Below are 19,641 nucleotides of genomic sequence, written 5' to 3'. Positions count from 1 at the left end.
GTTTTATCAGGATGGCGGGAACACCAGCGCATCCGGTACATCGATATCCCACACCACACCCGGGTCATCCACCGCGACTTCAATCACCCGTCCTTGGGCAAACAGCGGTCTGGCGCCCCGGTCACCGGACAAAGCCATCAGCCCTGCGGCGAACGAGCGGCCAAACCCGACCGGATGCCCATAATCACCGTTCAACGTCGGTACGCTGACCGCATCCTCGGCCATCGCCGCCACGACCCGCTCAATACTCGACGGCAGGATGAACGGCATGTCGCCCAGCACAATCAGCCAGCCATCGGCTTCCGGGCAAGCCGCCACACCCGCCGCGATGCTGTCGCCCATTCCCGTGGACTCGATCGAGATAATGTCACACCCGTAGGCCTGCGCCATGCGCATCGCCTGCGGTCGCGCCTGGGTCGTCACCAGCACTCGCTTGTCGAGACTCGCCGGCAGGTTCACCAACACCTGCTCGATCACCGAACGCACCGCGCCGTCGCGCCCGGTGCAATCAGCCAGCAGCTTGTCCTTGTCGACACCCGCCACTTCGCGAAAGCGGCTGCCCTCGCCCGCCGCCAGCACAATCACTCCGATGGATCGGCTCATACGCTCTCCAGTGTCTTCTTCTGCTTGAGCTCGACACCATTCTTGATCGCGACGATTTCCGCCAACAGCGACAGGGCGATTTCCGCCGGTGAATGGCTGCCGATATGCAAACCGATCGGCCCGTGCAAACGGGCGATGGCCGCTTCCGACAAGCCTAGCTCAGCCAGGTTTTCCCGACGCTTGCGGCTGTTGACCCGTGAGCCGAGTGCGCCGACGTAGAACGCCTTGGAGTCGAGCGCCGTGAGCAACGCCATGTCATCCAGCCGTGGGTCGTGAGTCAGCGCGACAATCGCCGTGCGTTCATCGGTCTGGATATTCAGCACTGCTTCGTCCGGCATGCCGGGGACAAAACGTCCATGCTGCTCTTCCCAGCCATAGACGAACTCGGTGCGCGGATCACAGATCAGTACTTCGAAATCCAGCAATCGCGCCATCTCGGCCACATACCGCGACAACTGCCCGGCGCCGATCAACAGCAGGCGCCAGCGCGGGCCATAGATGGCGCGCAGGGTCTGGCCGTCGAAGCTCAAGGTGTCAGTCTTGCCGGCCGGTCGCAGCACCACCTCGCCAGTGCCGATGTTCAGCTCGCGCGCGACGATTTCGTGGGCCTCGCAGCGATCCAGCAACTCGGCGACCCACGCCGGATCGCCGACCCGCTCCTCGGTCAGGCGCAGGGTGCCGCCGCAAGGCAGGCCGAAGCGCGCCGCTTCTTCCTGCGTCACGCCGTAGGTGATCAACTGCACCGGCGGCCCGTTGGCGGGAATCCGTCCATCGTGCAGCCGGGCGATCAGATCATCCTCGACGCAACCGCCGGACACTGAACCGATCACCACGCCATCTTCGCGCAACGCCAGCATTGCGCCGGGCGCCCGGGGCGCGGTGCCCCAGGTCTGCACGACGCTGAACAGCATCACTCGCTGCCCGGCGCGACGCCATTCGAGCACACTACGCAGGACATTCAGATCGGCGCTGTCCATTACGCTTGCGCCTTCTGCCAGCCCTGCAACTGGTAACGCACCGGCAGGTTACGGATGCGCTGGCCGGTGGCGGCGAAGATCGCATTGCACAGCGCCGGCGCAATCGGCGGCACGCCCGGTTCGCCGACGCCACCCAGCGGCACCTCGCCCGGCGGCGTTACCAGATGCACCGCGACTTCCTTCGGCGCCAACGACATGCGCGCGACTTCATACATATGGAAGTTGTCCTGCTGCACCTTGCCGTCCTTGAAGCTGATTTCGCCCCACACGGCGTTGCCCAGGCCCATCACGCAGGCGCCTTCGAACTGCGAACGGATGCGCTCGGGGTTGATCTGCGGGCCGCAATCCACGGCGATATCGGCCTTGAGCACGATCAATGTGCCGTCATCCTTGACCTCGACTTCGATCACCGCCGCCACATAGGTGACGAAGCTGTAATGCACCGCCAATCCGAGGCCACGACCCTTGGGCAATTGACGCCCCCACCCCGCCGCCTTGGCTGCCGTTTCGAGCACGGTGCGCATGCGCCCGGTGTCGATCGGATAACGCTCGGGGGATTCGCCGTAATTCCACTCTTCACTGAGCGTACGCGGGTCGATCTGCCGATCCGGGCCGAGCAACTTGATCTGGTACTTGAGCGGATCTTCCTTGGCTTTGTGCGCCAGTTCGTCGACGAAGCTCTGGATTGCGAAGCCATGGGGAATGTTCGACACCGAGCGATACCAGCCCACCCGCGTGTGCACCGTGGCCTCAGGGTTTTCCAGGCGCACGTTGGGAATCGCGTAGGCCATGTTGGTGAAACCCATGCCCAGCTCGAAGGCGGCTTCGTGGTTCATGCCCGGTGCGAACAGCGCGGTGATGCTCGGCGCCACCGTGCGGTGCAACCAGGCGGACGGCAAACCGTCCTTGCCCACACCGGCCTTGAGGTATTCGGCGGACACGGTGTGGAAATACGAATTGTGGATGTCGTCTTCCCGGGTCCACTGCACACGCACCGCTTTGCCGGGGAATTCCTTGGCGAGCACAGCAGCCTCAACGACGAAGTCCGGTTTGGACTTGCGCCCGAATCCACCGCCCAGCAGCGTGACATTGAAAGTGACGTTATCGAACGGCAGCCCCAGGCGTTCAGCGATCCGCTCGCGGGTGACCTGCGGCGCCTGGCTCGGTGCCCAGGCTTCGCAAGTGCCATCCTTGTAACGGGCGATGGCGACCATCGGCTCCATCGGTGCCTGGGCCAGATGCGGCAAGTAATAAGAGGCTTCGAGCGTGCTGGCGGCGCTGCCGATGGCTTTGTCGATGTCGCCGGTATTGCGCACCACTTTGCCCGGTTTCAGCGAAGCGCCTTCGATCTCTTTGCGATAGGCGACCGAGTCATAAGTGGCGTTCGGGCCATCGTCCCACTCGATCTTCAGCGCTTCACGGCCCTTCAATGCCGCCCAGGTGTTGCTGGCCACCACGGCCACGCCGCCCAATGGCTGGAATTCCGAAGGCAATGGCCGGGGCTCGATCTGGATGACTTTGAGGACGCCCGGCACTTTCAGCGCGGCGCTGTCGTCCACCGACTTGACCTTGCCGCCGTACACCGCCGGACGCGCAATGACCGCGAACAGCATGCCGTCGAAATGCACGTCGGCCCCGTACACCGCGCGGCCATTGACGATGTCGGCACCGTCGATGGCTTTGGTGCCTTCCTTGCCGATGTAGCGGAATTCCGACGGTTGCTTGAGCCGCAGACTGTCACGGGCCGGCACCGTCAGCGCACTGGCCGCAGCGGCCAGCTCACCGTAACCCAGCTCACGCCCGGACGGTGTGTGAATGACTTTATGCAGTTGCGCGCGGCATTCGCCGACCGGCACCTTCCACTGCGCAGCGGCGGCTTGTTCCAGCATGGTACGGGCGGCGGCGCCGCAACGGCGCATCGGTTCGTACCAGTGCCGCATGCTGCGCGAGCCGTCGGTGTCCTGGTTGCCGAAGCGCACCTCATCACCCGGCGCCTGCTGAACCTTGACGTGCGCCCAGTCGGCTTCCAGTTCATCGGCGACCACCATGGTCAGGCTGGTGCGCACGCCCTGGCCCATTTCCGAACGGTTACAGACCACGGTCACCGTGCCGTCGGCGGCAATGCTGACGTAGACCTTCGGATCGTCGATCCAGCCGTTGGGCATGCCATCGGCGCCGAACTGCTTGGGCTTGTCTTCGGCCAGCGCATCCTGCCAGCCCCAGCTCGCCGCCAGCACCAGCGCACCCGTGGCGCCGACGCCCTTGAGGAAGCCCCGGCGACTCAGGTTGCTCAGGGCAAAATCGTTCGGTAGACGGCTCATGCCTTGGCCTCCTTCAGGTGAGTGGATGCCTGACGGATCGCGGTCTTGATCCGGTTATAGGTACCGCAGCGGCAAATGTTGCCGACCATCGCTTCTTCGATCTGCTCGTCGCTCGGGTTCGGGTTGGTCTTGAGCAACGCGGTGGCGGACATGATCTGGCCGCCCTGGCAGTAACCGCATTGGGCCACAGCGGTGTCGAGCCAGGCTTGCTGGACGATCTGACCGACCGGGTCGGCATGCAGGTTGTCGATGGTGGTCACGTTCTGCCCGACCACCGAACCGATCGGGGTGATGCAACTGCGCGCCGGCGCGCCGTCGATATGAATGGTGCATGCACCGCACAGGCCCATGCCGCAGCCGAACTTGGTGCCGTTGTAACCGGCGACGTCGCGGATCGCCCACAACAGCGGCATGTCCTCGGTGACATCGAGTGGATGATCTTGACCATTGAGTTTCAGGGTAATCATGGGCACGCCCGCATATTCTTGGAGGTTATGGGGTCGAGCCATCTGCCACCGCAGGGACGGTAGTGGTTCGCGCAGATCGGCTCAGGCTAATCAGGCTCTCTTGTGCCGACGGGAATGTCTGCACCGGGCCTTTGGTGGAGCAAATGGTTGGTATCGTTAGCTGGCTACGTTAACCCGCGATTAACAAAAAAGCCCTGCACTTTTTAAATAAGTGCAGGGCTTTGGGTTCAGCCTTGAAAGCGTAGCCTCAATACCTGTTGGGCTCCATTTCCAGCTCGACATTGAAACGTTCTGAAATGTCTTTCTGGATCCGCTGTGCCAGATCGAGCAATTGCAGCCCGGTCGCCGCACCGTAGTTGACCAGCACCAGCGCCTGCAATTTATGCACGCCGGCATCGGCCTCGCGAAAGCCCTTCCAACCGGCACGCTCGATCAACCAGCCGGCCGCCAGTTTCATCTGCCCGTCCGGTTGCGCGTAGGCCACCAGATCCGGATGCTGCGCCTTGATCTGTGCAACCACGGCCGCCGGCACCAGCGGGTTCTTGAAGAAGCTGCCGGCATTGCCGAGCACCGCCGGGTCCGGCAGTTTTTCGCTGCGAATGCTGCAAATCGCGCGGCTGACATCCGTCGGCGTCGGTTGCTCGATGCCCTGCTCGGTCAGGCGCTGACGCACCGGGCCGTATTCCAGGTGCAGATGCGCGACTCGATCCAGCGCGAAGCGCACCCGCAGGATCAGCCAACGTCCCGGCTGCTGCTTGAACACGCTGTCGCGGTAGGCGAACCGGCATTCCTCCAGGCTGAAGTCGCGCAGCTCGCCGGTCTGGCGATCCAGCGCCGTCAGGCCGGCGAACACATCCTTGATCTCGACACCGTAGGCACCGATGTTCTGCATCGGCGCAGCACCGACAGTGCCGGGGATCAGGCTGAGATTCTCCAGCCCGGAAAAACCCTGCGCCAGCGTGTGCTGCACGAACGGGTGCCACGGCTCACCGGCTTCGGCTTCAATCACCACACGATTGCCGTCGTCGCTGATGACACGGATGCCACGGCTGGCCATGCGCAGCACCAGTGCCGGGATGTCCGCCGTGAGCAACAGATTGCTGCCGCCGCCAATCACCAGCAACGGCACATCATGGGCACTCGCATACGCCAGGGCTTCGCGCACATCGGCGTCACTGTGGGCTTCGGCAAACAGCTGTGCGCGCACATCAACGCCGAAGGTATTGAAGGGTTTCAGGGAAACCTGCGGTTGTATCTGCAAACTCATAACCGCCCCTTCACTTCAATCAACAACTGATCGCAGGCACGCTCGATCAGATCCAGCACCTGCTCGAAGCCCTGATCGCCGTCGTAATACGGATCCGGCACCTCGTCGACTTCACCTTCGTAGCGGCGCAGGAACAAGTCCAGCTCGGCCTTGCCGGTGGACGGTTGCAGCGCCTTGAGATTGCGCAGGTTGCTGTTGTCCATGGCGAGGATCAGGTCGTAGCTGGCGAAATCGGCGCGGCTGACCTGCTGCGCGCGTTGCGCCGACAGGTCATAACCGCGCAGCTTGGCCGCCGCCTGGCTGCGCTTGTCCGGCGGATTGCCAACGTGCCAGTCGCCAGTGCCGGCAGAGGCCACTTCGACCTGATCCGCCAGCCCCGCTTCACGCAACTTGTGGCGCAACACGCCTTCGGCGGTGGGCGAACGGCAGATGTTGCCCAGGCACACGAACAGAACGCGCATCAGGCCTCCAGCAGGCGACGGACGCGCTCGAGGTCTTCGGCGGTGTCGACCCCGGTCGGCGGCGCGATCAACGCGTCAGCCACATGAATCCGCACGCCGTGCCACAGGGCACGCAGCTGTTCGAGGGATTCGGTGTTTTCCAGCCAGCACGGACCCCAGTTCACGAAGTCCTGAAGGAAGCCTGCGCGGTAGGCATAAATGCCGATGTGGCGACGATACGGCACGCCTTCCGGCAGCACGTCGCGGCTCTTGGCGAAAGCATCGCGGGCCCATGGCAGGGTCGCTCGACTGAAGGTCAGCGCCAGACCGTTGAGGTCGCTGACGACCTTGACCACGTTCGGGTTGAACAGGGTTTCGACGTCTTCGATCGGCTCGGCCAGGGTGGCCATGCGCGCTTCGGTGTGGGCCGCAAGATTCGCGGCGACCTGATCAATCACGCTCGGCGGGATCAGCGGTTCGTCACCCTGCACGTTGACCACGATGGCATCCGGCTCCAGACCCAGCTTCGCCGCCACTTCGGCCAGACGATCGGTGCCGGAGTTATGATCTTCACGGGTCAGCACCACTTCAGCGCCGAAAGCCTTGCAGGCCTCGACGATACGCGCATCGTCGGTTGCCACGACCACGCGGCTGGCGCTGCTTTTGCTCGCCTGTTCCCAGACGTGCTGGATCATCGGCTTGCCGGCGATGTCCAGCAGCGGCTTGCCCGGCAGGCGGGTCGAGGCGTAGCGCGACGGGATGACAACAGTGAAGGCGGTGGTCATTTATCCAGACGCTCGTCGGTGGTCAGGGTGCGGGCTTCGCTTTCCAGCATGACCGGGATACCGTCGCGGATCGGGTACGCCAGACCGGCGCCCTTGCTGATCAGTTCGGTCTTGTCGGCGCTGAGCTTGAGCGGGCCTTTGCAGACCGGGCAGGCGAGGATGTCGAGCAATTTGGTGTCCATGAACATTCCCTGGATAAAAACGGATTAAGGCAAAAGACGATCCGGCAACAGGCGCATCAACTGCGTGTCGAACCAGGCCACGAAGGCCGGTGACGGCACAGCATCGACCGCCAGGTACCACCAGTCGGCAGCGGCGAAGGCACGGCACTTCACCGCGTCCTTTTCAGTCATCACCACTGGCAATGACGGCGTAAAACTCAAGGCCTGCACGCTGTATTCGGCGTGGTCGGCGAAGGCGTGGGGCACAGGCCGCCAGTCTAGCGCTTCGAGGGTATTGAAGAAACGTTGCGGGTTGCCGATCCCGGCCACCGCGTGCACGGCTTGGCCGGGCGGAAAATGATCGAGCGGCCGGCGTTCACCGCTGCGCAGATTGACCAGCGCCGAGGGCTTGAGACGGAAGGCGAAACCGCCGTCGCGATCCTCAAGGGCGCCGTTGAACAGCACACCGTCAACGCTTTGCAGGCGCTCGACCGGTTCGCGCAGGGGGCCGGCGGGCAGACAGCGCCGGTTGCCAAGCCCTCGGGCGGCGTCGATCAGCACCAGTTCCAGATCCCGCGCGAGGCGGTAATGTTGCATACCGTCATCGGACAGGATCAGGTCCAGCGGCTCGCTGTCCAGCAGGGCTCTGACGGCGGCGCTGCGATCGGGATCGATCATCAGCGGTACGCCGGTGCGCTGCACGATCAGCAACGGCTCGTCGCCGGCGATGTCGGCAGTCTGGTCAGCCTCGACCCGCCACGGCAGTTGCGCCGGTTTGGCGCCGTAACCACGACTGACCACACCGACCCGCAGCCCGTGGCGTCGGCAGTGCTCGATCAGCCACAGGATCATCGGGGTCTTGCCGGTGCCACCGACGGTGATGTTGCCGACCACGATCACCGGCACCGGCGACTGGTAGATCTCACCTTCGCCATCGAGAAACCGCTGACGCTTGCCCTCCACCACGCGGCGGTACAGCCACTCCAGCGGCCGCAACAGCGTCAGGGCCGGGTGCCCCTGATACCACGCGGCGAGCAGACGATCGGACATGGCCATCAGGATTTGGGCGCCGCCTCGACCGTGGTCATGCGCAGATGGCTGAAACCGAGCTTGCCGGCCGCGTCCATGGCGGTGATCACGGATTGATGCTGAGCCTTGCCGTCAGCACTGATCGACAACGGCATGTTGGTGTCGCCGTTGGATTCTTTCTGCATGGCTTCCATCAGGGTGGCCAGATCGTTTTTCGGCAGAATCCTGTTGTTCACCGAAAACACGCCTTCGGCGCTGATGGCCACATCCAGTTGCTTGACCTGCTGATCCTCGGCCGGCGAGCCGCTGACCGCTTCCGGCAGGTCGACACGCAGTTGGGTTTCGCGGGTGAAGGTGGTGGTCACGACGAAAAACAGCAACAGGATGAACACCACGTCGATCAGCGACGCGAGGTTGATGTCGATCGTTTCCCGGGGCTTGCGACGGAATTTCACGCTTTGCCCCCGGCCAGATCGACGTCACGGTCGCCCTGCACCACTTCCACCAGTTTGATCGCTTCCTGTTCCATGCCCACCACCAGTTCATCGATGCGGCGTTGCAGGAAACGGTGGAAGAACACTGCCGGAATACCGACCATCAGGCCCGCAGCGGTAGTGATCAGCGCCTTGGAAATACCGCCGGCCAGCACCGCAGCATTGGTGGTCATGCCGGAGCCGGTGAAGGCACTGAAAATGTCGATCATGCCCAGCACCGTCCCCAGCAGACCCAGCAACGGCGACATGGCGGCAATGGTGCCCAGCGCGTTGACGTAGCGTTCCAGCTCGTGGATGACCCGGGCGGCGGCTTCTTCGATGCACTCCTTCATGATCTCGCGACCATGCTTGGAGTTGGCCAGGCCTGCGGCGAGGATTTCCCCCAGCGGCGAGTTGGCGCGCAATTCCTTGAGTTTTTCCTTGTTGAGCTGCTTGTCCTTGATCCAGACCCAGACCTGACCCAGCAAATGCTCAGGGGTGACGCGACTGGCGCGCAGGGTCCACAGGCGCTCGGCGACGATCGCCATGGCGGCGATGGAACTCAGAATGATCGGCAACATCATCCAGCCGCCGGATTTGACCAATTCCCACACAGTGACAGCCCCCTCGAAAAAGTGCGCCACTTTACCATACCGGTTCGCGATAAAGACCCGTCGCCCCGACGACCGTGCTCAACGGTACTCCGTCCCCGGCAACGGCGGGGCGCGCCAGAACCGGCGTTGTTGACGCATCGACCGGGCCGGCTCAAACCGCCCCAGTTGCAGATGAATGGCGCCCTGCTCGGCGCTGTCGTGGATGTGTATTCCCTGCTTGCGGTAACGGGCAATGACCGTCGGGTGCGGATGGCCGAACGAGTTGCCCTGCCCTCGGGAAATCAGCACGGCCTGGGGCTGCAAAACCTTGAGCAAGGCCATCGATGAGGAACTGCGGCTGCCGTGATGCGGGGCTTGCAGCCACTGGGTCGGAACCGCCAGCGCGCTGTTGAGCAAATCCCGCTCGGCATTGGTGTCGATGTCACCGGTCAGCAGCAGCCGCTCGCCGTTGGCTTCGATCTGCAACACGCAGGAACGCTGGTTGCTGTCATGGGCTTCTGCCCATTGCCATAGATGAAAGGCAACGCCGTCCCACTGCCATTGCCGACCGCTTTCACAGGCTTCGGCGTTCAGCGCTTCGGCCAACCCCTGCGGATCGCCGCTGATGACCCGGCTGACCGGCAATCCTTTCGCTACGGCGAGTGCGCCACCTGCGTGATCGGCATCGGCATGGCTGAGCAGCATCAGGTCGAGTCGCTCGACGCCCAGCTTGTGCAAGGCTGGCAACACCACCCGCTCGCCGACATCAAAATCACCGAAGCGCGGGCCGCTGTCGTACAGCAAGGCGTGATGGCGCGTGCGGATCAGAATCGCCAAGCCTTGGCCGACGTCGAGTTGCCAGACATCGGCGATGCCTTCGTCCAGTCGTTCCCGGGGCGGGAATGCCAGCACCAGCAGCAACGGCCAGCCCAGCGGGCGCAAAGGAACGCCTCGGGGCAGCAATAACAGCACTGCACCAAGACCTCCCAGCGCCCAGACCGACCCTTCCATCGTCGTCGGCACCCAAGCTGGCCAACGCCCGGCAATCAGGGCCAGTGCCCGGAACAATCCATCGATCAGTCCACCGGCCAGCCACAGCAGCCCTTCACCGACATAAGGAATTGGCAGCAACAAAGTCCCGAGCAACGCCGGCGGCAGCACCGCAAAACTGACCCACGGCACCGCCAGCAGATTGGCCAGCGGCCCGCTGAGACTGATCGGCAGACTCAACGCCAGCAGCACCGGGCACAATCCGATTGCGATCAGCCACTGCGCGCGTGTCCAGGTCTGCCACCAGCGCCACGGTCCCAAACGGCCACCGAAGGTGAAGATCAATACGGCCACGGCCACGAACGACAGCCACAATCCCGGACGCAGACTGGCCAGCGGATCCATCAACAACACGCCGTTGAAGGCCAGCAGCAACGGCCACCAGGCACCGAGGTGGCGAAAACGCAAACGCCACAACAGCACCAGCGCAACCATCACGCAGGCCCGTCGTACCGGCACATCGAATCCAGCCAGCAGGCCGTAACCCAGCGCCGCCGCGAATGCCAGACCGCACGCCCAGGGCAGCCAGGGCCAACGCAGCGGCCAAAATCCGAATCGGGCCAACCCGGCAACCAGCGCGTACATCAACGCTGCCAACAGCCCGATGTGCTGGCCGGAAATCACCAGCAGATGCACGGTGCCGGTGTCCTGCAAGATTTGCCAGTCTTCGCGACTGAGGCCGGAACCATCGCCGAGCACCAACGCGGCCAAGGCGCCGTTATGACCCTGGGCGTCAACGGCAAGCAGGCGCTGGCGAATACTGTCGCGCCAGGCCCACTGCGCCGGCGCCAGACGCTGGCCATCCTTCACCGTCCCGGTAGCACCAATGCGTTGCGCCAGCAGCCAGGCCTCGTAATCGAACGCATCCGGATTGAGCAGGCCACCGGGACGCTTGAGCTTGACCGCCAATCGCCAGCGTTCGCCGCTTTTGACTTCGGGCCCGGCGTACCAGGCCAGACGCATCAGCGATGGCAGTTTGTCGTGACGCGAGCGCGCATCGGCCAGTTCGAAGCGCACGACGCCCTCGGCGTTCTGCGGCAAGCCGACGACCCGCCCTTCCACCCAGCGCGTTTCGCCATCCAGCCGGGAAGGCAGTCGATCATTCAACGCCATCTGCGCGTTGAAACCCGCCCATGTAAATCCAAGCAGCAAAAACGCCAGTGAATAGCTGCGAAACGGCAGCAGCATCAGCGCCACCCACGGCAACACCAGCAATAACCCGACCGGCGGCAGGGCCGGTAAAAAAACCGCTGCCAGCAGACCGACCGCCAGCGCCATCATCCCTGTGCGCATAAGCCCGTCCTTGAGAGTCCCACCTTCAGGCATAGCGGCTGCGGGGCAAGGGCGTCGTTATCAATTGTCACAAAGTCTGAATGGGCGGTTCGTAGAATCCAGACATACTTGCCGCCTTAACCGACCGAGAAGCCTTATGCCCCGGCGCTTATTCAAACGTTACATGCCCGACCCGACGAGCATCAGGGAACACAAATCCTTACGCTTTCTCGGCACGTTGCTGCATGACCCGAACCTCTGGCACCTCAACCGACACTCGGTGGCCCGCGCCATGGCCGTCGGCCTGTTCGCCGCGTTCCTGCCGATTCCCGCACAAATGCTGGTGGCCGCCGTCCTCGCGATCATGGTGCGCGGCAACATGCCGATTGCGGTCAGCCTGGTCTGGCTGACCAATCCGATCACCATGCCGGCGGTGTTCTTCTGCACCTATCAGGCCGGGGCCTGGCTGATGGACGTTCCGGCCCGCACACTTCCGGACGAGTTGACCTGGGAATGGATCAGCGGTGAGCTCTCGACCTTGTGGCAACCGTTCCTGCTGGGTTCTGTGGTGGTCGGGCTGGCACTGGGCGCCCTCGCCTACTGTCTGGTGATGCTGTACTGGCGCTGGTGGGTGGCCCGGCAATGGGCGCGGCGCAAGAAAAGACGTCAGGCGTGAATGCAAAACGGCCTCCACTGTGGGAGGCCGTTTTTCGTTGCAGCGTCGAAGGGATCAGGTGCGCATGCCGCGCCCGCTCACCAGCAACCGCGAACAACCGATATACAGCACCACCGTCGCCACCAGCATGAAGGTGATCGCGATACCGATGCGAATGTCCGACACACCGAGGATGCCGTAACGGAAAGCGTTGACCATGTGCAGCACCGGGTTGGCCAGCGACACGGTCTGCCAGAACGGCGGCAGCAAGGTGATCGAGTAGAACACGCCACCGAGGTAGGTCAGCGGGGTCAGCACGAAGGTCGGGATGATCGAGATGTCATCGAAGTTGCGTGCAAACACCGCGTTGATGAAGCCCAGCAGCGAGAAGATCGTCGCGGTCAGCACCACCACCAGCACCGTCACACCGAGATGGTGTACCTGCAAATGGGTGAAGAACAGCGACAGAATCGTCACGATCACGCCCACCATCAGGCCTCGCAGCACACCACCAATGGTGTAACCGATCAGGATCGTGTGCGGCGAAACCGGCGAGACCATCAGTTCTTCGATGGAGCGCTGGAACTTGCTGCCGAAGAAACTCGACACCACGTTGCCGTAGGAGTTGGTGATCACCGACATCATGATCAGCCCCGGCACGATGTACTCCATGTAGGTGAAGCCACCCATGTCGCCGATCTGCCGGCCGATCAGGTTACCGAAGATCACAAAGTACAGGACCATGGTGATCGCCGGCGGCAGCAGAGTCTGCGGCCAGATCCGGGTGAAGCGTCTGACTTCGCGGTAAACGATGGTGTTGAGGGCAACGAGGTTGGGGCGCAGCTCGGAACTCATACCGCCACCTTCGACAGATTTTTCTCCACCAGGGACACGAACAGCTCCTCGAGGCGATTGGTTTTATTGCGCAGGCTCAGCACTTCGATGTTCTGCAGGGCCAGCTGGCCGAACAGCGCAGTGATGCCCATGGACTTGTCGACCTGGACTTCCAGCGTATGAGCGTCTACCAGCCGGGCCGGATAGCCGACCAGTTGCGGCGCAACCGCCAGATCGCTCTTCAGGTCGAGCAGGAAAGTCTCCACATGCAGCTGGCCGAGCAGCTGACGCATGCTGGTGTTCTCGACGATGGTGCCGTGGTCGATGATGCCGATGTTGCGGCACAACTGCTCAGCCTCTTCCAGGTAGTGGGTGGTGAGGATGATGGTGATGCCTTTCTGGTTCAGTTCGGTGAGGAACGTCCACATCGAGCGGCGCAGCTCGATGTCGACGCCGGCAGTCGGCTCGTCGAGGATCAGCAGACGCGGTTCATGCACCAGCGCACGGGCGATCATCAGACGCCGCTTCATGCCGCCGGACAGCGAACGCGACGGCACATCGCGCTTGTCCCACAGGCCGAGTTGGGTCAGATACTGCTCGGCGCGTTCCTTGGCGACCTTCGCCGGAATGCCGTAGTAACCGGCCTGGGTCACGACGATGTCGAACGTCTTTTCGAACTGGTTGAAGTTGAATTCCTGGGGCACCACGCCGATCGAGCGCTTGAGCGCCGCCGGGTTCTTGTCCAGGTCGTGGCCAAAGATATTCACGGTGCCGCTGGTCTTGTTGACCAGGGTCGAGAGGATGCCGATGGTCGTGGATTTGCCGGCGCCGTTGGGGCCGAGCAAGGCGAAGAAGTCACCTTCGGCGACGTCCAGATCGATACCACTCAAGGCCTGGAACCCGTTGCCGTAGGTTTTGGTTAGCTGCCGGATGGACAGAGCGGAACTCATATCGGATTTACGCACCCAGTAAGGAAAAAAGGACTGATAAAAAGCCGGCGGCGAGGAAGACAACCGCAGCGCTCGAGCGCAATGGTGCTTGCCGTCGCCGCACAAGTACAGTCAAGTGTGTCGATAGTAGGTATTAAGTCAACGCGGTCATGACAGCTTTCTGATACGCCGGACGCTGCTTCAACCGCGCGTACCAGGCTTCAAGATTCGGCTGTGGCGCGCGCTCGATGGGCATCTCGAACCAGGCATAAATGAAACTGCCGAGCGGAATATCGCCCATGCCGATTTCATTGCCGGACAGATACGGCTGGTGCTTCAGTGCCTGATCGACCATCGCCAGCAAGCCGTCACATTCCTTGATCGCCGCATGGATTGCCGGCCAGTCCTGCTTGTCTGCCGGGGTACGCAAAACGCCCCAGAACACCGTGCGAAACGGTCCTGCAAAACTGGAAGTCGTCCAGTCCATCCATTTGTCAGCGGTGGCGCGGATCTGCGGATCCGCCGGATACCACGAAGTGTCGGCTGCATGTTTTGCCAGCAGGTAACGCACGATGGCATTCGATTCCCACAACACGAAACCGTCGTCCTGAATGACCGGCACCCGCCCGTTCGGGTTCATTGCCCGATACTCCGGCGTGTCGACCACACCAAACGCGCCACCGGCATCGATGGCCTCGTAGGCCAACCCGAGCTCTTCGGCAGCCCACAAGGGCTTTCGGACATTCGACGAATTCTTGCGACCCCAGATCTTCAGCATGACCGCCTCTTTTCCAGTAAATGGGCAGGCAGCATACGCCGGATCAGAGGCGGCCGACATCACCGCGCATGTCACTGGACAGTGGCGTCTGCTGATCGTTGAACAGGTGCGGATAACATTTCTGCAGATGTTCGAAGAAAAAAGATTCCGGTACATCAGCGAACTGGCCGTGATCGACCAGGTACTCCATCAGCAGCGCACCATCGCTGTTGTACGGGTGGAAAACGCTGTCGTTCATGCCGTCGAATTCCAGCGGCGCAACGTTGAACATTTCGCAGAGCTTCTGGTTGAACGCGGGTGTGGCTTTCACCCAGCGATCATTGAGAAACAGCTCGGTATAACCATGCATGGCGAACACTTCACTTCTCAGCAGTTCAAGCAGACGCGGCGTCGACAGATGATTTTTCACATCCGCCAGACCGATGCGTGCGGGGATCCCGCAATGGCGCGCACAACCGGCGAGCAACGTGGCCTTGGGCACGCAATAACTTTCACCTGCCGCCAGCGCGTAGCTGCCGCGCAAGGTCTGCGGGTCGCGGCTGAAGGTATACATGTTGTAGCGCACCGCCTCGCGCACGGCGTAATAAAGACTGATCGCTTGCGCGAGCGGATCGCGACTGGCACCACGGTGCTGCTCGGCGAACTCCACCACCGAGGGGTGGTCACTATCGATGAAGCGGCCGGGGCTCAGATACTCGTGCATGACGACATTCTCCTGATTGAGCCCCGAGTCTAGCGAGAGGTTCAGCACAGAGATAACGACGTTTCGGCCAAACATGCACGCAAAGACGCGGAAGCGGCGAACGATTTCCCACGCGTGTTGCCCACCGAACCTACAAAAGACATCCGGGGTTTCCCACGATTTCAATCACCTTGCTCTGACCGCCCCGTTTTGCAGATGCCGTCTAAGCTCTGGAGGGTCGGTTCGCCCTGGTTCACGGAGGATTAAATATGCTGTTGTTGTGGATACTGGTTCTGATCGTCGGCGTGGCGTATCTGGCCCACCGGCGCATCGCCCCGCTGCCGGCACTGGGCATCGTGGCCGCTTATCTGTTGGCGATGGGGATTTTCAGCCACGCACCGGGCTGGTTGCTGCTGATTTTCTGGGTCGTGCTGGCCCTGGTGGCCGCCCCGCTGCTGTTGCCTGACCTGCGCCGCAAACACTTCACCGCGCCGCTGTTCAGCTGGTTCCAGAAAACCCTGCCACCGATGTCGCAGACCGAACGCGACGCGATCGACGCCGGCACGGTGTGGTGGGACGGCGAACTGTTCAGCGGCCGTCCGGACTGGGACAAGCTGCTGTCCTATCCCAAGGTGCAACTGAGCGAAGAAGAACAGGCATTCATCGACGGCCCGACCGAAGAACTCTGCGCGATGGTCACCGACTGGCAGATCGGCCAGTCGATGGACTTGCCGCCCGAAGCCTGGACCCACATCAAGGAACACGGTTTCTTCGCCCTGATCATCCCCAAGGAATTCGGCGGCAAGGGTTTCTCCGCCTACGCCCACTCCCAGGTAGCGATGAAACTGGCGACCCGCAGCGGCGATCTTGCCTCCACCGTAATGGTGCCCAACTCCCTCGGTCCGGCTGAACTGCTGCTGCATTACGGCACCGACGAACAACGCAATCATTACCTGCCACGGCTGGCCCGGGGCGACGACATTCCGTGCTTTGCGCTGACTGGCCCGCTCGCGGGTTCAGACGCGGGTGCGATGCCCGACACCGGGGTCATCTGCAAAGGCGAATGGGAAGGTCAGGAAACCCTCGGCCTGCGCCTGAACTGGGAAAAACGCTACATCACCCTCGGCCCGGTCGCGACCTTGCTCGGCCTGGCCTTCAAGGCCTATGACCCGGATCACCTGCTCGGCGACAAGGAAGACCTCGGCATCAGCCTGGCGCTGATCCCGACCGACACCCCCGGCGTGGAAATCGGTCGTCGCCACCTGCCGCTGGGCGCTGCGTTCATGAACGGCCCGAACTCCGGCAAGGACGTATTCATCCCGCTGGACTTCCTCATCGGCGGCCAGGACATGCTCGGCAAAGGCTGGATGATGCTGATGAACTGCCTGTCGGTCGGGCGCTCGATCTCGCTGCCGGCAGTGGGCACCGGCGCGGCCAAGTTCACCAGTCTGGTGACCGGGCAGTACGCGCAGATTCGCGAGCAGTTCAACGTGCCACTCTCAGCATTCGAAGGCATTCAGGAAGCCATGGCACGGATCGGCGGCAACGCCTGGATGATGGACGCCGCGCGGATGCTGACCGCCAACGCGGTGGATCTGGGCGAGAAGCCGTCGGTGCTGTCGGCGATCCTCAAGTACCACCTCACCGAACGCGGTCGCGAGTGCATCAGCCACGCCATGGACGTACACGGCGGCAAGGCGATCATCATGGGCCCGAACAACTACCTGGGCCGCAGCTGGAACGGCGCGCCGATCTTCATCACGGTGGAAGGCGCGAACATTCTTTCGCGCAACCTGATGATCTTCGGCCAGGGCGCCATCCGCTGCCATCCGTTCGTCCTCAAGGAAATGGCCCTCGCCGGGCGCGAGGACAAGGATCAGGCACTCAAGGAATTCGATGACCTGCTGCTCAAGCACATCGGCTTTGCCGTGAGCAACGCCGCCAGCACGCTGGTGCTGAACCTAGGTTTTGGCCATTTCGAACATGCACCGGGAGACAAGCTCAGCCAGGGTTATTTCCGCGCCCTCAACCGTCAGGCTGCCGCGTTTGCCATGCTCGCCGACCTGAGCATGATGCTGCTGGGCGGCGAACTGAAACGCCGCGAGCGTCTGTCGGCACGATTGGGCGATGTACTGAGCAACCTGTATCTGGCGTCGGCGGCGCTCAAGCGTTATCACGACCTCGATTCCCCGGCGTACATGGAACCGCTGTTCAGATGGGCCATGGAGGAAAGCCTCGGCCAGTCGGAAAAGGCGCTGGATGAACTGCTGACCAACTTCCCGAACCGAGTCTTTGGCTGCCTGTTGCGTGTGATCGTGTTCCCGTTCGGCCGCCGTCACAAAGGCCCGTCGGACAAACTCGGTGCCGAGGTGGCTGCGGTCATCGGCCGGGCCAAGGGCGATCCGGCGCTGGAAGAACTGCTTGCCGGTTGCTATCGCCCACAATCGGCCGACGATGCGGTCGGTGCGCTGCAACACGCCTGCGATCAGTTGAACGCTGCGCAACCGCTGCACAAGAAATTGCACTCGTCGCTCAAGAGCGGTCAGGTCAAACCGGTAGCAGGCGAACACGCCATCGATGCGGCACTGGAAGCCGGCGTGTTGCAGGCCGTGGAAGCCCAGACCCTGCGTGATGCCGAAGCGGCGCGGCGCAAGGTGATCGATGTCGATGATTTCGACAAGGAGCAACTCAAACCCGCGGAAGGCAAAATCCGCTGATCCCTTCAATCAGTGAAAAACGGGCGCGGGCGCTTTATACTCCCGCGCCCGTTTTGCTCTTGAGGACTTATCTCGTGTCCAACGTCGTTGCCGATCATCTGGTTTTGCTCGACCATCTGCGCAGTATCCTGGTCGCCGTAGGTGAGGCCGATCAGGTTCCCGAAGAAAGCCATGCCCTGTTCCTGGAGCGTTTCGACGAACTGCTGGCGTCACTGCCGATCGAGCCGATCGAAAGCCAATACCTGGGCCAGGACATCCTGACTCAAGTGATTACCCGTTACCCGCAAATTGCCCACCTGATCCCGCGGGATCTACTGTGGTTCTTCGCCGGCGACTGCCTGCATTACCTGTCCGACGAAGAAATCGACCTGTATCAGGCACTGGAAGAACGCCGCTACGAAGCCGAACAGAACGACGAACCGTTCGACTGGAACCAGGAAAAACAGCTGCTGGCGATGTCCGCCCAGGACAGCAAGCACTGATTTTCGCCCAATAAAAAGGCCCGCATGGTGATCCAGGCGGGCCTTTTTTTATTGGGTCAGAGTAACCCCTCACTCTCGGGCAATTCGTACTCGGCCAATGGTTTTGAACCGCCAGACTTCCCCGGCTTGCTCAGGGTCGGCTCTTTCTCCAGGCACTCCACCAGATAGTCGATGAACACCCGCAGCTTCGGCGGCAGATAGCGCGTCGGCGAATGCAGCAACCACAATCCGCCGTGGTACGACGCCAGGAATGTCCAGTCCGGCAACACTTGTACGATCAGCCCCTGCTCCAGCGCATAACGGGCGGTGAAATACGGCAGGCTGCCAATACCGATGTGTTGCAACACGGCGCCCAGACGCACGCCGGTGTGATTGGCGGCATACCGGCCGCGCACGCCGACGGTAACGGCTTTCGTACCTTTCTTGAATTTCCAGCGCGCATCACTCGGGGTCTCGCCCAGGTAAATGCAACTGTGATTGAGCAAGTCGTGGGGATGAGTTGGCGTCCCGTGTTCGGCCAGGTATTGCGGTGTGGCGCAGAGCAAATGGTCGATGGTCAGCAGTTGTCGTCCCACCAGTCCCGCCGGTGGACGATCCGTGATGCGAATGGCCAGGTCGACATGGTCATCGATCAGATCGACCTGGCGGTCCTCCAGCAACAGCTCCACGTCGACCTTCGGATAGCGCCGCAGAAACTCCGGCATGTGCGGATGAATCACGAAGCGCCCAACCGCTTTCGGCACGCTGACCCGCACCAGCCCCTCCGCTTCGTGGGTGAACTGACCGCTGATCTCCATCACCGACTTCGCCGCGCTGACCATTTCCTGGCAGCGCTTGAACACCTCTTCCCCGCCATCGCTCAAGCGCAGTTTGCGCGTGGTGCGTTGCAGCAGACGCGTGGCCAGCGCCTTCTCCAGTCGGGAAATACTGCGACTGACTGCCGAGGGCGATGAGCCCAACTGGCGAGCGGCTTCGGAGAAACTGCCGGTCTCGACGACCTTGACGAAAATCGCCATTTCACCGAGCAGCGGCAGCGGGAGATTTATGCTCACAGCGCAACAGTCCTTTGATGTTTGAACGGATTATCACGTTATTGCACGATTCATATAATTAAAAAAGAAACTTT

General features: G+C 62.2%; 20 protein-coding genes. 3 read left to right on the top strand and 17 right to left on the bottom strand.

What is annotated here, in order from left to right; translation table 11 throughout:
- Positions 1-6: 6 nt before the first annotated feature.
- From ACM6JM_RS15210 to ACM6JM_RS15155, 12 genes are all read right to left on the bottom strand, one after another.
- Positions 7-603, bottom strand: coding sequence for a nucleotidyltransferase family protein (locus ACM6JM_RS15210; protein ID WP_414882140.1), 597 nt, complete (start codon positions 601-603; stop codon positions 7-9).
- Positions 600-1,580 carry an XdhC family protein gene (locus ACM6JM_RS15205; RefSeq protein WP_414882139.1) on the bottom strand — a complete coding sequence of 327 codons (981 nt, stop codon included), beginning with the start codon at positions 1,578-1,580 and terminating at the stop codon, positions 600-602. The genes ACM6JM_RS15210 and ACM6JM_RS15205 overlap by 4 nt, the downstream gene beginning before the upstream one ends.
- Complete coding sequence (locus tag ACM6JM_RS15200) at positions 1,580-3,901, bottom strand: molybdopterin cofactor-binding domain-containing protein (protein ID WP_414882138.1); 2,322 nt, start codon at positions 3,899-3,901, stop codon at positions 1,580-1,582. Before ACM6JM_RS15200 ends, ACM6JM_RS15205 begins: the two co-directional genes overlap by 1 nt.
- Positions 3,898-4,368 (bottom strand): (2Fe-2S)-binding protein, encoded by a 471-nt coding sequence (locus tag ACM6JM_RS15195; protein WP_039770687.1) that lies wholly within the window; start codon positions 4,366-4,368, stop codon positions 3,898-3,900. Before ACM6JM_RS15195 ends, ACM6JM_RS15200 begins: the two co-directional genes overlap by 4 nt.
- Before the next feature lie 247 nt (positions 4,369-4,615).
- Positions 4,616-5,635 (bottom strand): UDP-N-acetylmuramate dehydrogenase, encoded by a 1,020-nt coding sequence (gene murB / locus ACM6JM_RS15190; RefSeq protein ID WP_414882137.1) that lies wholly within the window; start codon positions 5,633-5,635, stop codon positions 4,616-4,618.
- Positions 5,632-6,096: a low molecular weight protein-tyrosine-phosphatase gene (locus ACM6JM_RS15185; RefSeq protein WP_064598568.1), complete on the bottom strand. Its 465-nt coding sequence runs from the start codon at positions 6,094-6,096 to the stop codon at positions 5,632-5,634. Before ACM6JM_RS15185 ends, murB begins: the two co-directional genes overlap by 4 nt.
- Positions 6,096-6,860 (bottom strand): 3-deoxy-manno-octulosonate cytidylyltransferase, encoded by a 765-nt coding sequence (gene kdsB, locus ACM6JM_RS15180; protein ID WP_074688122.1) that lies wholly within the window; start codon positions 6,858-6,860, stop codon positions 6,096-6,098. The genes ACM6JM_RS15185 and kdsB overlap by 1 nt, the downstream gene beginning before the upstream one ends.
- Complete coding sequence (locus tag ACM6JM_RS15175) at positions 6,857-7,042, bottom strand: Trm112 family protein (protein WP_003179363.1); 186 nt, start codon at positions 7,040-7,042, stop codon at positions 6,857-6,859. The genes kdsB and ACM6JM_RS15175 overlap by 4 nt, the downstream gene beginning before the upstream one ends.
- Before the next feature lie 24 nt (positions 7,043-7,066).
- A complete protein-coding gene (gene lpxK / locus ACM6JM_RS15170) occupies positions 7,067-8,077 on the bottom strand; it encodes a tetraacyldisaccharide 4'-kinase (protein ID WP_414882136.1) in 1,011 nt (336 codons plus the stop codon).
- Complete coding sequence (locus ACM6JM_RS15165) at positions 8,077-8,505, bottom strand: ExbD/TolR family protein (RefSeq protein ID WP_064383505.1); 429 nt, start codon at positions 8,503-8,505, stop codon at positions 8,077-8,079. Before ACM6JM_RS15165 ends, lpxK begins: the two co-directional genes overlap by 1 nt.
- Positions 8,502-9,137 carry a MotA/TolQ/ExbB proton channel family protein gene (locus ACM6JM_RS15160; protein WP_163976130.1) on the bottom strand — a complete coding sequence of 212 codons (636 nt, stop codon included), beginning with the start codon at positions 9,135-9,137 and terminating at the stop codon, positions 8,502-8,504. Before ACM6JM_RS15160 ends, ACM6JM_RS15165 begins: the two co-directional genes overlap by 4 nt.
- Before the next feature lie 78 nt (positions 9,138-9,215).
- On the bottom strand, positions 9,216-11,459 hold the full coding sequence (locus ACM6JM_RS15155) for a DNA internalization-related competence protein ComEC/Rec2 (RefSeq protein ID WP_414882135.1): 2,244 nt from the start codon (positions 11,457-11,459) through the stop codon (positions 9,216-9,218).
- A 136-nt stretch (positions 11,460-11,595) separates the two neighbouring features.
- On the opposite strand from ACM6JM_RS15155, the gene ACM6JM_RS15150 reads away from it, so the two are divergent.
- The gene (locus ACM6JM_RS15150; RefSeq protein WP_064598575.1) at positions 11,596-12,114 is read left to right on the top strand and encodes a DUF2062 domain-containing protein; all 519 of its coding nucleotides are present in this window, start codon (positions 11,596-11,598) and stop codon (positions 12,112-12,114) included.
- Positions 12,115-12,168: 54 nt separating this feature from the next.
- Here ACM6JM_RS15150 and ACM6JM_RS15145 read toward each other — a convergent pair whose 3' ends face one another.
- The 4 genes from ACM6JM_RS15145 to ACM6JM_RS15130 all read right to left on the bottom strand — a co-directional run bounded on the left by ACM6JM_RS15145 (position 12,169) and on the right by ACM6JM_RS15130 (position 15,337).
- Positions 12,169-12,948: an ABC transporter permease gene (locus tag ACM6JM_RS15145; RefSeq protein ID WP_007950763.1), complete on the bottom strand. Its 780-nt coding sequence runs from the start codon at positions 12,946-12,948 to the stop codon at positions 12,169-12,171.
- Positions 12,945-13,877: an ABC transporter ATP-binding protein gene (locus ACM6JM_RS15140; protein ID WP_039770736.1), complete on the bottom strand. Its 933-nt coding sequence runs from the start codon at positions 13,875-13,877 to the stop codon at positions 12,945-12,947. Before ACM6JM_RS15140 ends, ACM6JM_RS15145 begins: the two co-directional genes overlap by 4 nt.
- Positions 13,878-14,010: 133 nt before the next feature.
- On the bottom strand, positions 14,011-14,634 hold the full coding sequence (locus tag ACM6JM_RS15135; protein ID WP_039770700.1) for a glutathione S-transferase family protein: 624 nt from the start codon (positions 14,632-14,634) through the stop codon (positions 14,011-14,013).
- 43 nt (positions 14,635-14,677) lie between these two features.
- Positions 14,678-15,337, bottom strand: a complete 660-nt coding sequence (locus ACM6JM_RS15130; protein ID WP_039770701.1) for a transglutaminase-like domain-containing protein — start codon at positions 15,335-15,337, stop codon at positions 14,678-14,680.
- 248 nt (positions 15,338-15,585) lie between these two features.
- Here ACM6JM_RS15130 and ACM6JM_RS15125 point away from each other — a divergent pair, with 248 nt between their 5' ends.
- Positions 15,586-18,033: an acyl-CoA dehydrogenase gene (locus tag ACM6JM_RS15125; RefSeq protein WP_074688129.1), complete on the top strand. Its 2,448-nt coding sequence runs from the start codon at positions 15,586-15,588 to the stop codon at positions 18,031-18,033.
- A 74-nt stretch (positions 18,034-18,107) separates the two neighbouring features.
- On the top strand, positions 18,108-18,515 hold the full coding sequence (locus ACM6JM_RS15120; RefSeq protein WP_039770706.1) for a PA2817 family protein: 408 nt from the start codon (positions 18,108-18,110) through the stop codon (positions 18,513-18,515).
- Positions 18,516-18,571: 56 nt separating this feature from the next.
- Here ACM6JM_RS15120 and ACM6JM_RS15115 read toward each other — a convergent pair whose 3' ends face one another.
- Positions 18,572-19,567, bottom strand: coding sequence for a LysR family transcriptional regulator (locus ACM6JM_RS15115; RefSeq protein ID WP_064598590.1), 996 nt, complete (start codon positions 19,565-19,567; stop codon positions 18,572-18,574).
- Between the last annotated feature and the right edge of the window lie 74 nt (positions 19,568-19,641).

The sequence above is a fragment of the Pseudomonas sp. IT-P2 genome (assembly GCF_949767575.1).
GTDB lineage: Bacteria > Pseudomonadota > Gammaproteobacteria > Pseudomonadales > Pseudomonadaceae > Aquipseudomonas > Aquipseudomonas pharyngis.
This window is presented reverse-complemented; position numbering and strand designations above follow the sequence as displayed.

Excerpts from the sequence above, each read along its gene's own strand:
- ACM6JM_RS15210 (WP_414882140.1), bottom strand. The coding sequence starts at position 603 with ATGAGCCGATCCATCGGAGTGATTGTGCTGGCGGCGGGCGAGGGCAGC.
- ACM6JM_RS15205 (WP_414882139.1), bottom strand. The coding sequence starts at position 1,580 with ATGGACAGCGCCGATCTGAATGTCCTGCGTAGTGTGCTCGAATGGCGT.
- ACM6JM_RS15200 (WP_414882138.1), bottom strand. The coding sequence starts at position 3,901 with ATGAGCCGTCTACCGAACGATTTTGCCCTGAGCAACCTGAGTCGCCGG.
- ACM6JM_RS15195 (WP_039770687.1), bottom strand. The coding sequence starts at position 4,368 with ATGATTACCCTGAAACTCAATGGTCAAGATCATCCACTCGATGTCACC.
- murB (WP_414882137.1), bottom strand. The coding sequence starts at position 5,635 with ATGAGTTTGCAGATACAACCGCAGGTTTCCCTGAAACCCTTCAATACC.
- ACM6JM_RS15185 (WP_064598568.1), bottom strand. The coding sequence starts at position 6,096 with ATGCGCGTTCTGTTCGTGTGCCTGGGCAACATCTGCCGTTCGCCCACC.
- kdsB (WP_074688122.1), bottom strand. The coding sequence starts at position 6,860 with ATGACCACCGCCTTCACTGTTGTCATCCCGTCGCGCTACGCCTCGACC.
- ACM6JM_RS15175 (WP_003179363.1), bottom strand. The coding sequence starts at position 7,042 with ATGGACACCAAATTGCTCGACATCCTCGCCTGCCCGGTCTGCAAAGGC.
- lpxK (WP_414882136.1), bottom strand. The coding sequence starts at position 8,077 with ATGGCCATGTCCGATCGTCTGCTCGCCGCGTGGTATCAGGGGCACCCG.
- ACM6JM_RS15155 (WP_414882135.1), bottom strand. The coding sequence starts at position 11,459 with ATGCGCACAGGGATGATGGCGCTGGCGGTCGGTCTGCTGGCAGCGGTT.
- ACM6JM_RS15150 (WP_064598575.1), top strand. The coding sequence starts at position 11,596 with ATGCCCCGGCGCTTATTCAAACGTTACATGCCCGACCCGACGAGCATC.
- ACM6JM_RS15145 (WP_007950763.1), bottom strand. The coding sequence starts at position 12,948 with ATGAGTTCCGAGCTGCGCCCCAACCTCGTTGCCCTCAACACCATCGTT.
- ACM6JM_RS15140 (WP_039770736.1), bottom strand. The coding sequence starts at position 13,877 with ATGAGTTCCGCTCTGTCCATCCGGCAGCTAACCAAAACCTACGGCAAC.
- ACM6JM_RS15135 (WP_039770700.1), bottom strand. The coding sequence starts at position 14,634 with ATGCTGAAGATCTGGGGTCGCAAGAATTCGTCGAATGTCCGAAAGCCC.
- ACM6JM_RS15130 (WP_039770701.1), bottom strand. The coding sequence starts at position 15,337 with ATGCACGAGTATCTGAGCCCCGGCCGCTTCATCGATAGTGACCACCCC.
- ACM6JM_RS15125 (WP_074688129.1), top strand. The coding sequence starts at position 15,586 with ATGCTGTTGTTGTGGATACTGGTTCTGATCGTCGGCGTGGCGTATCTG.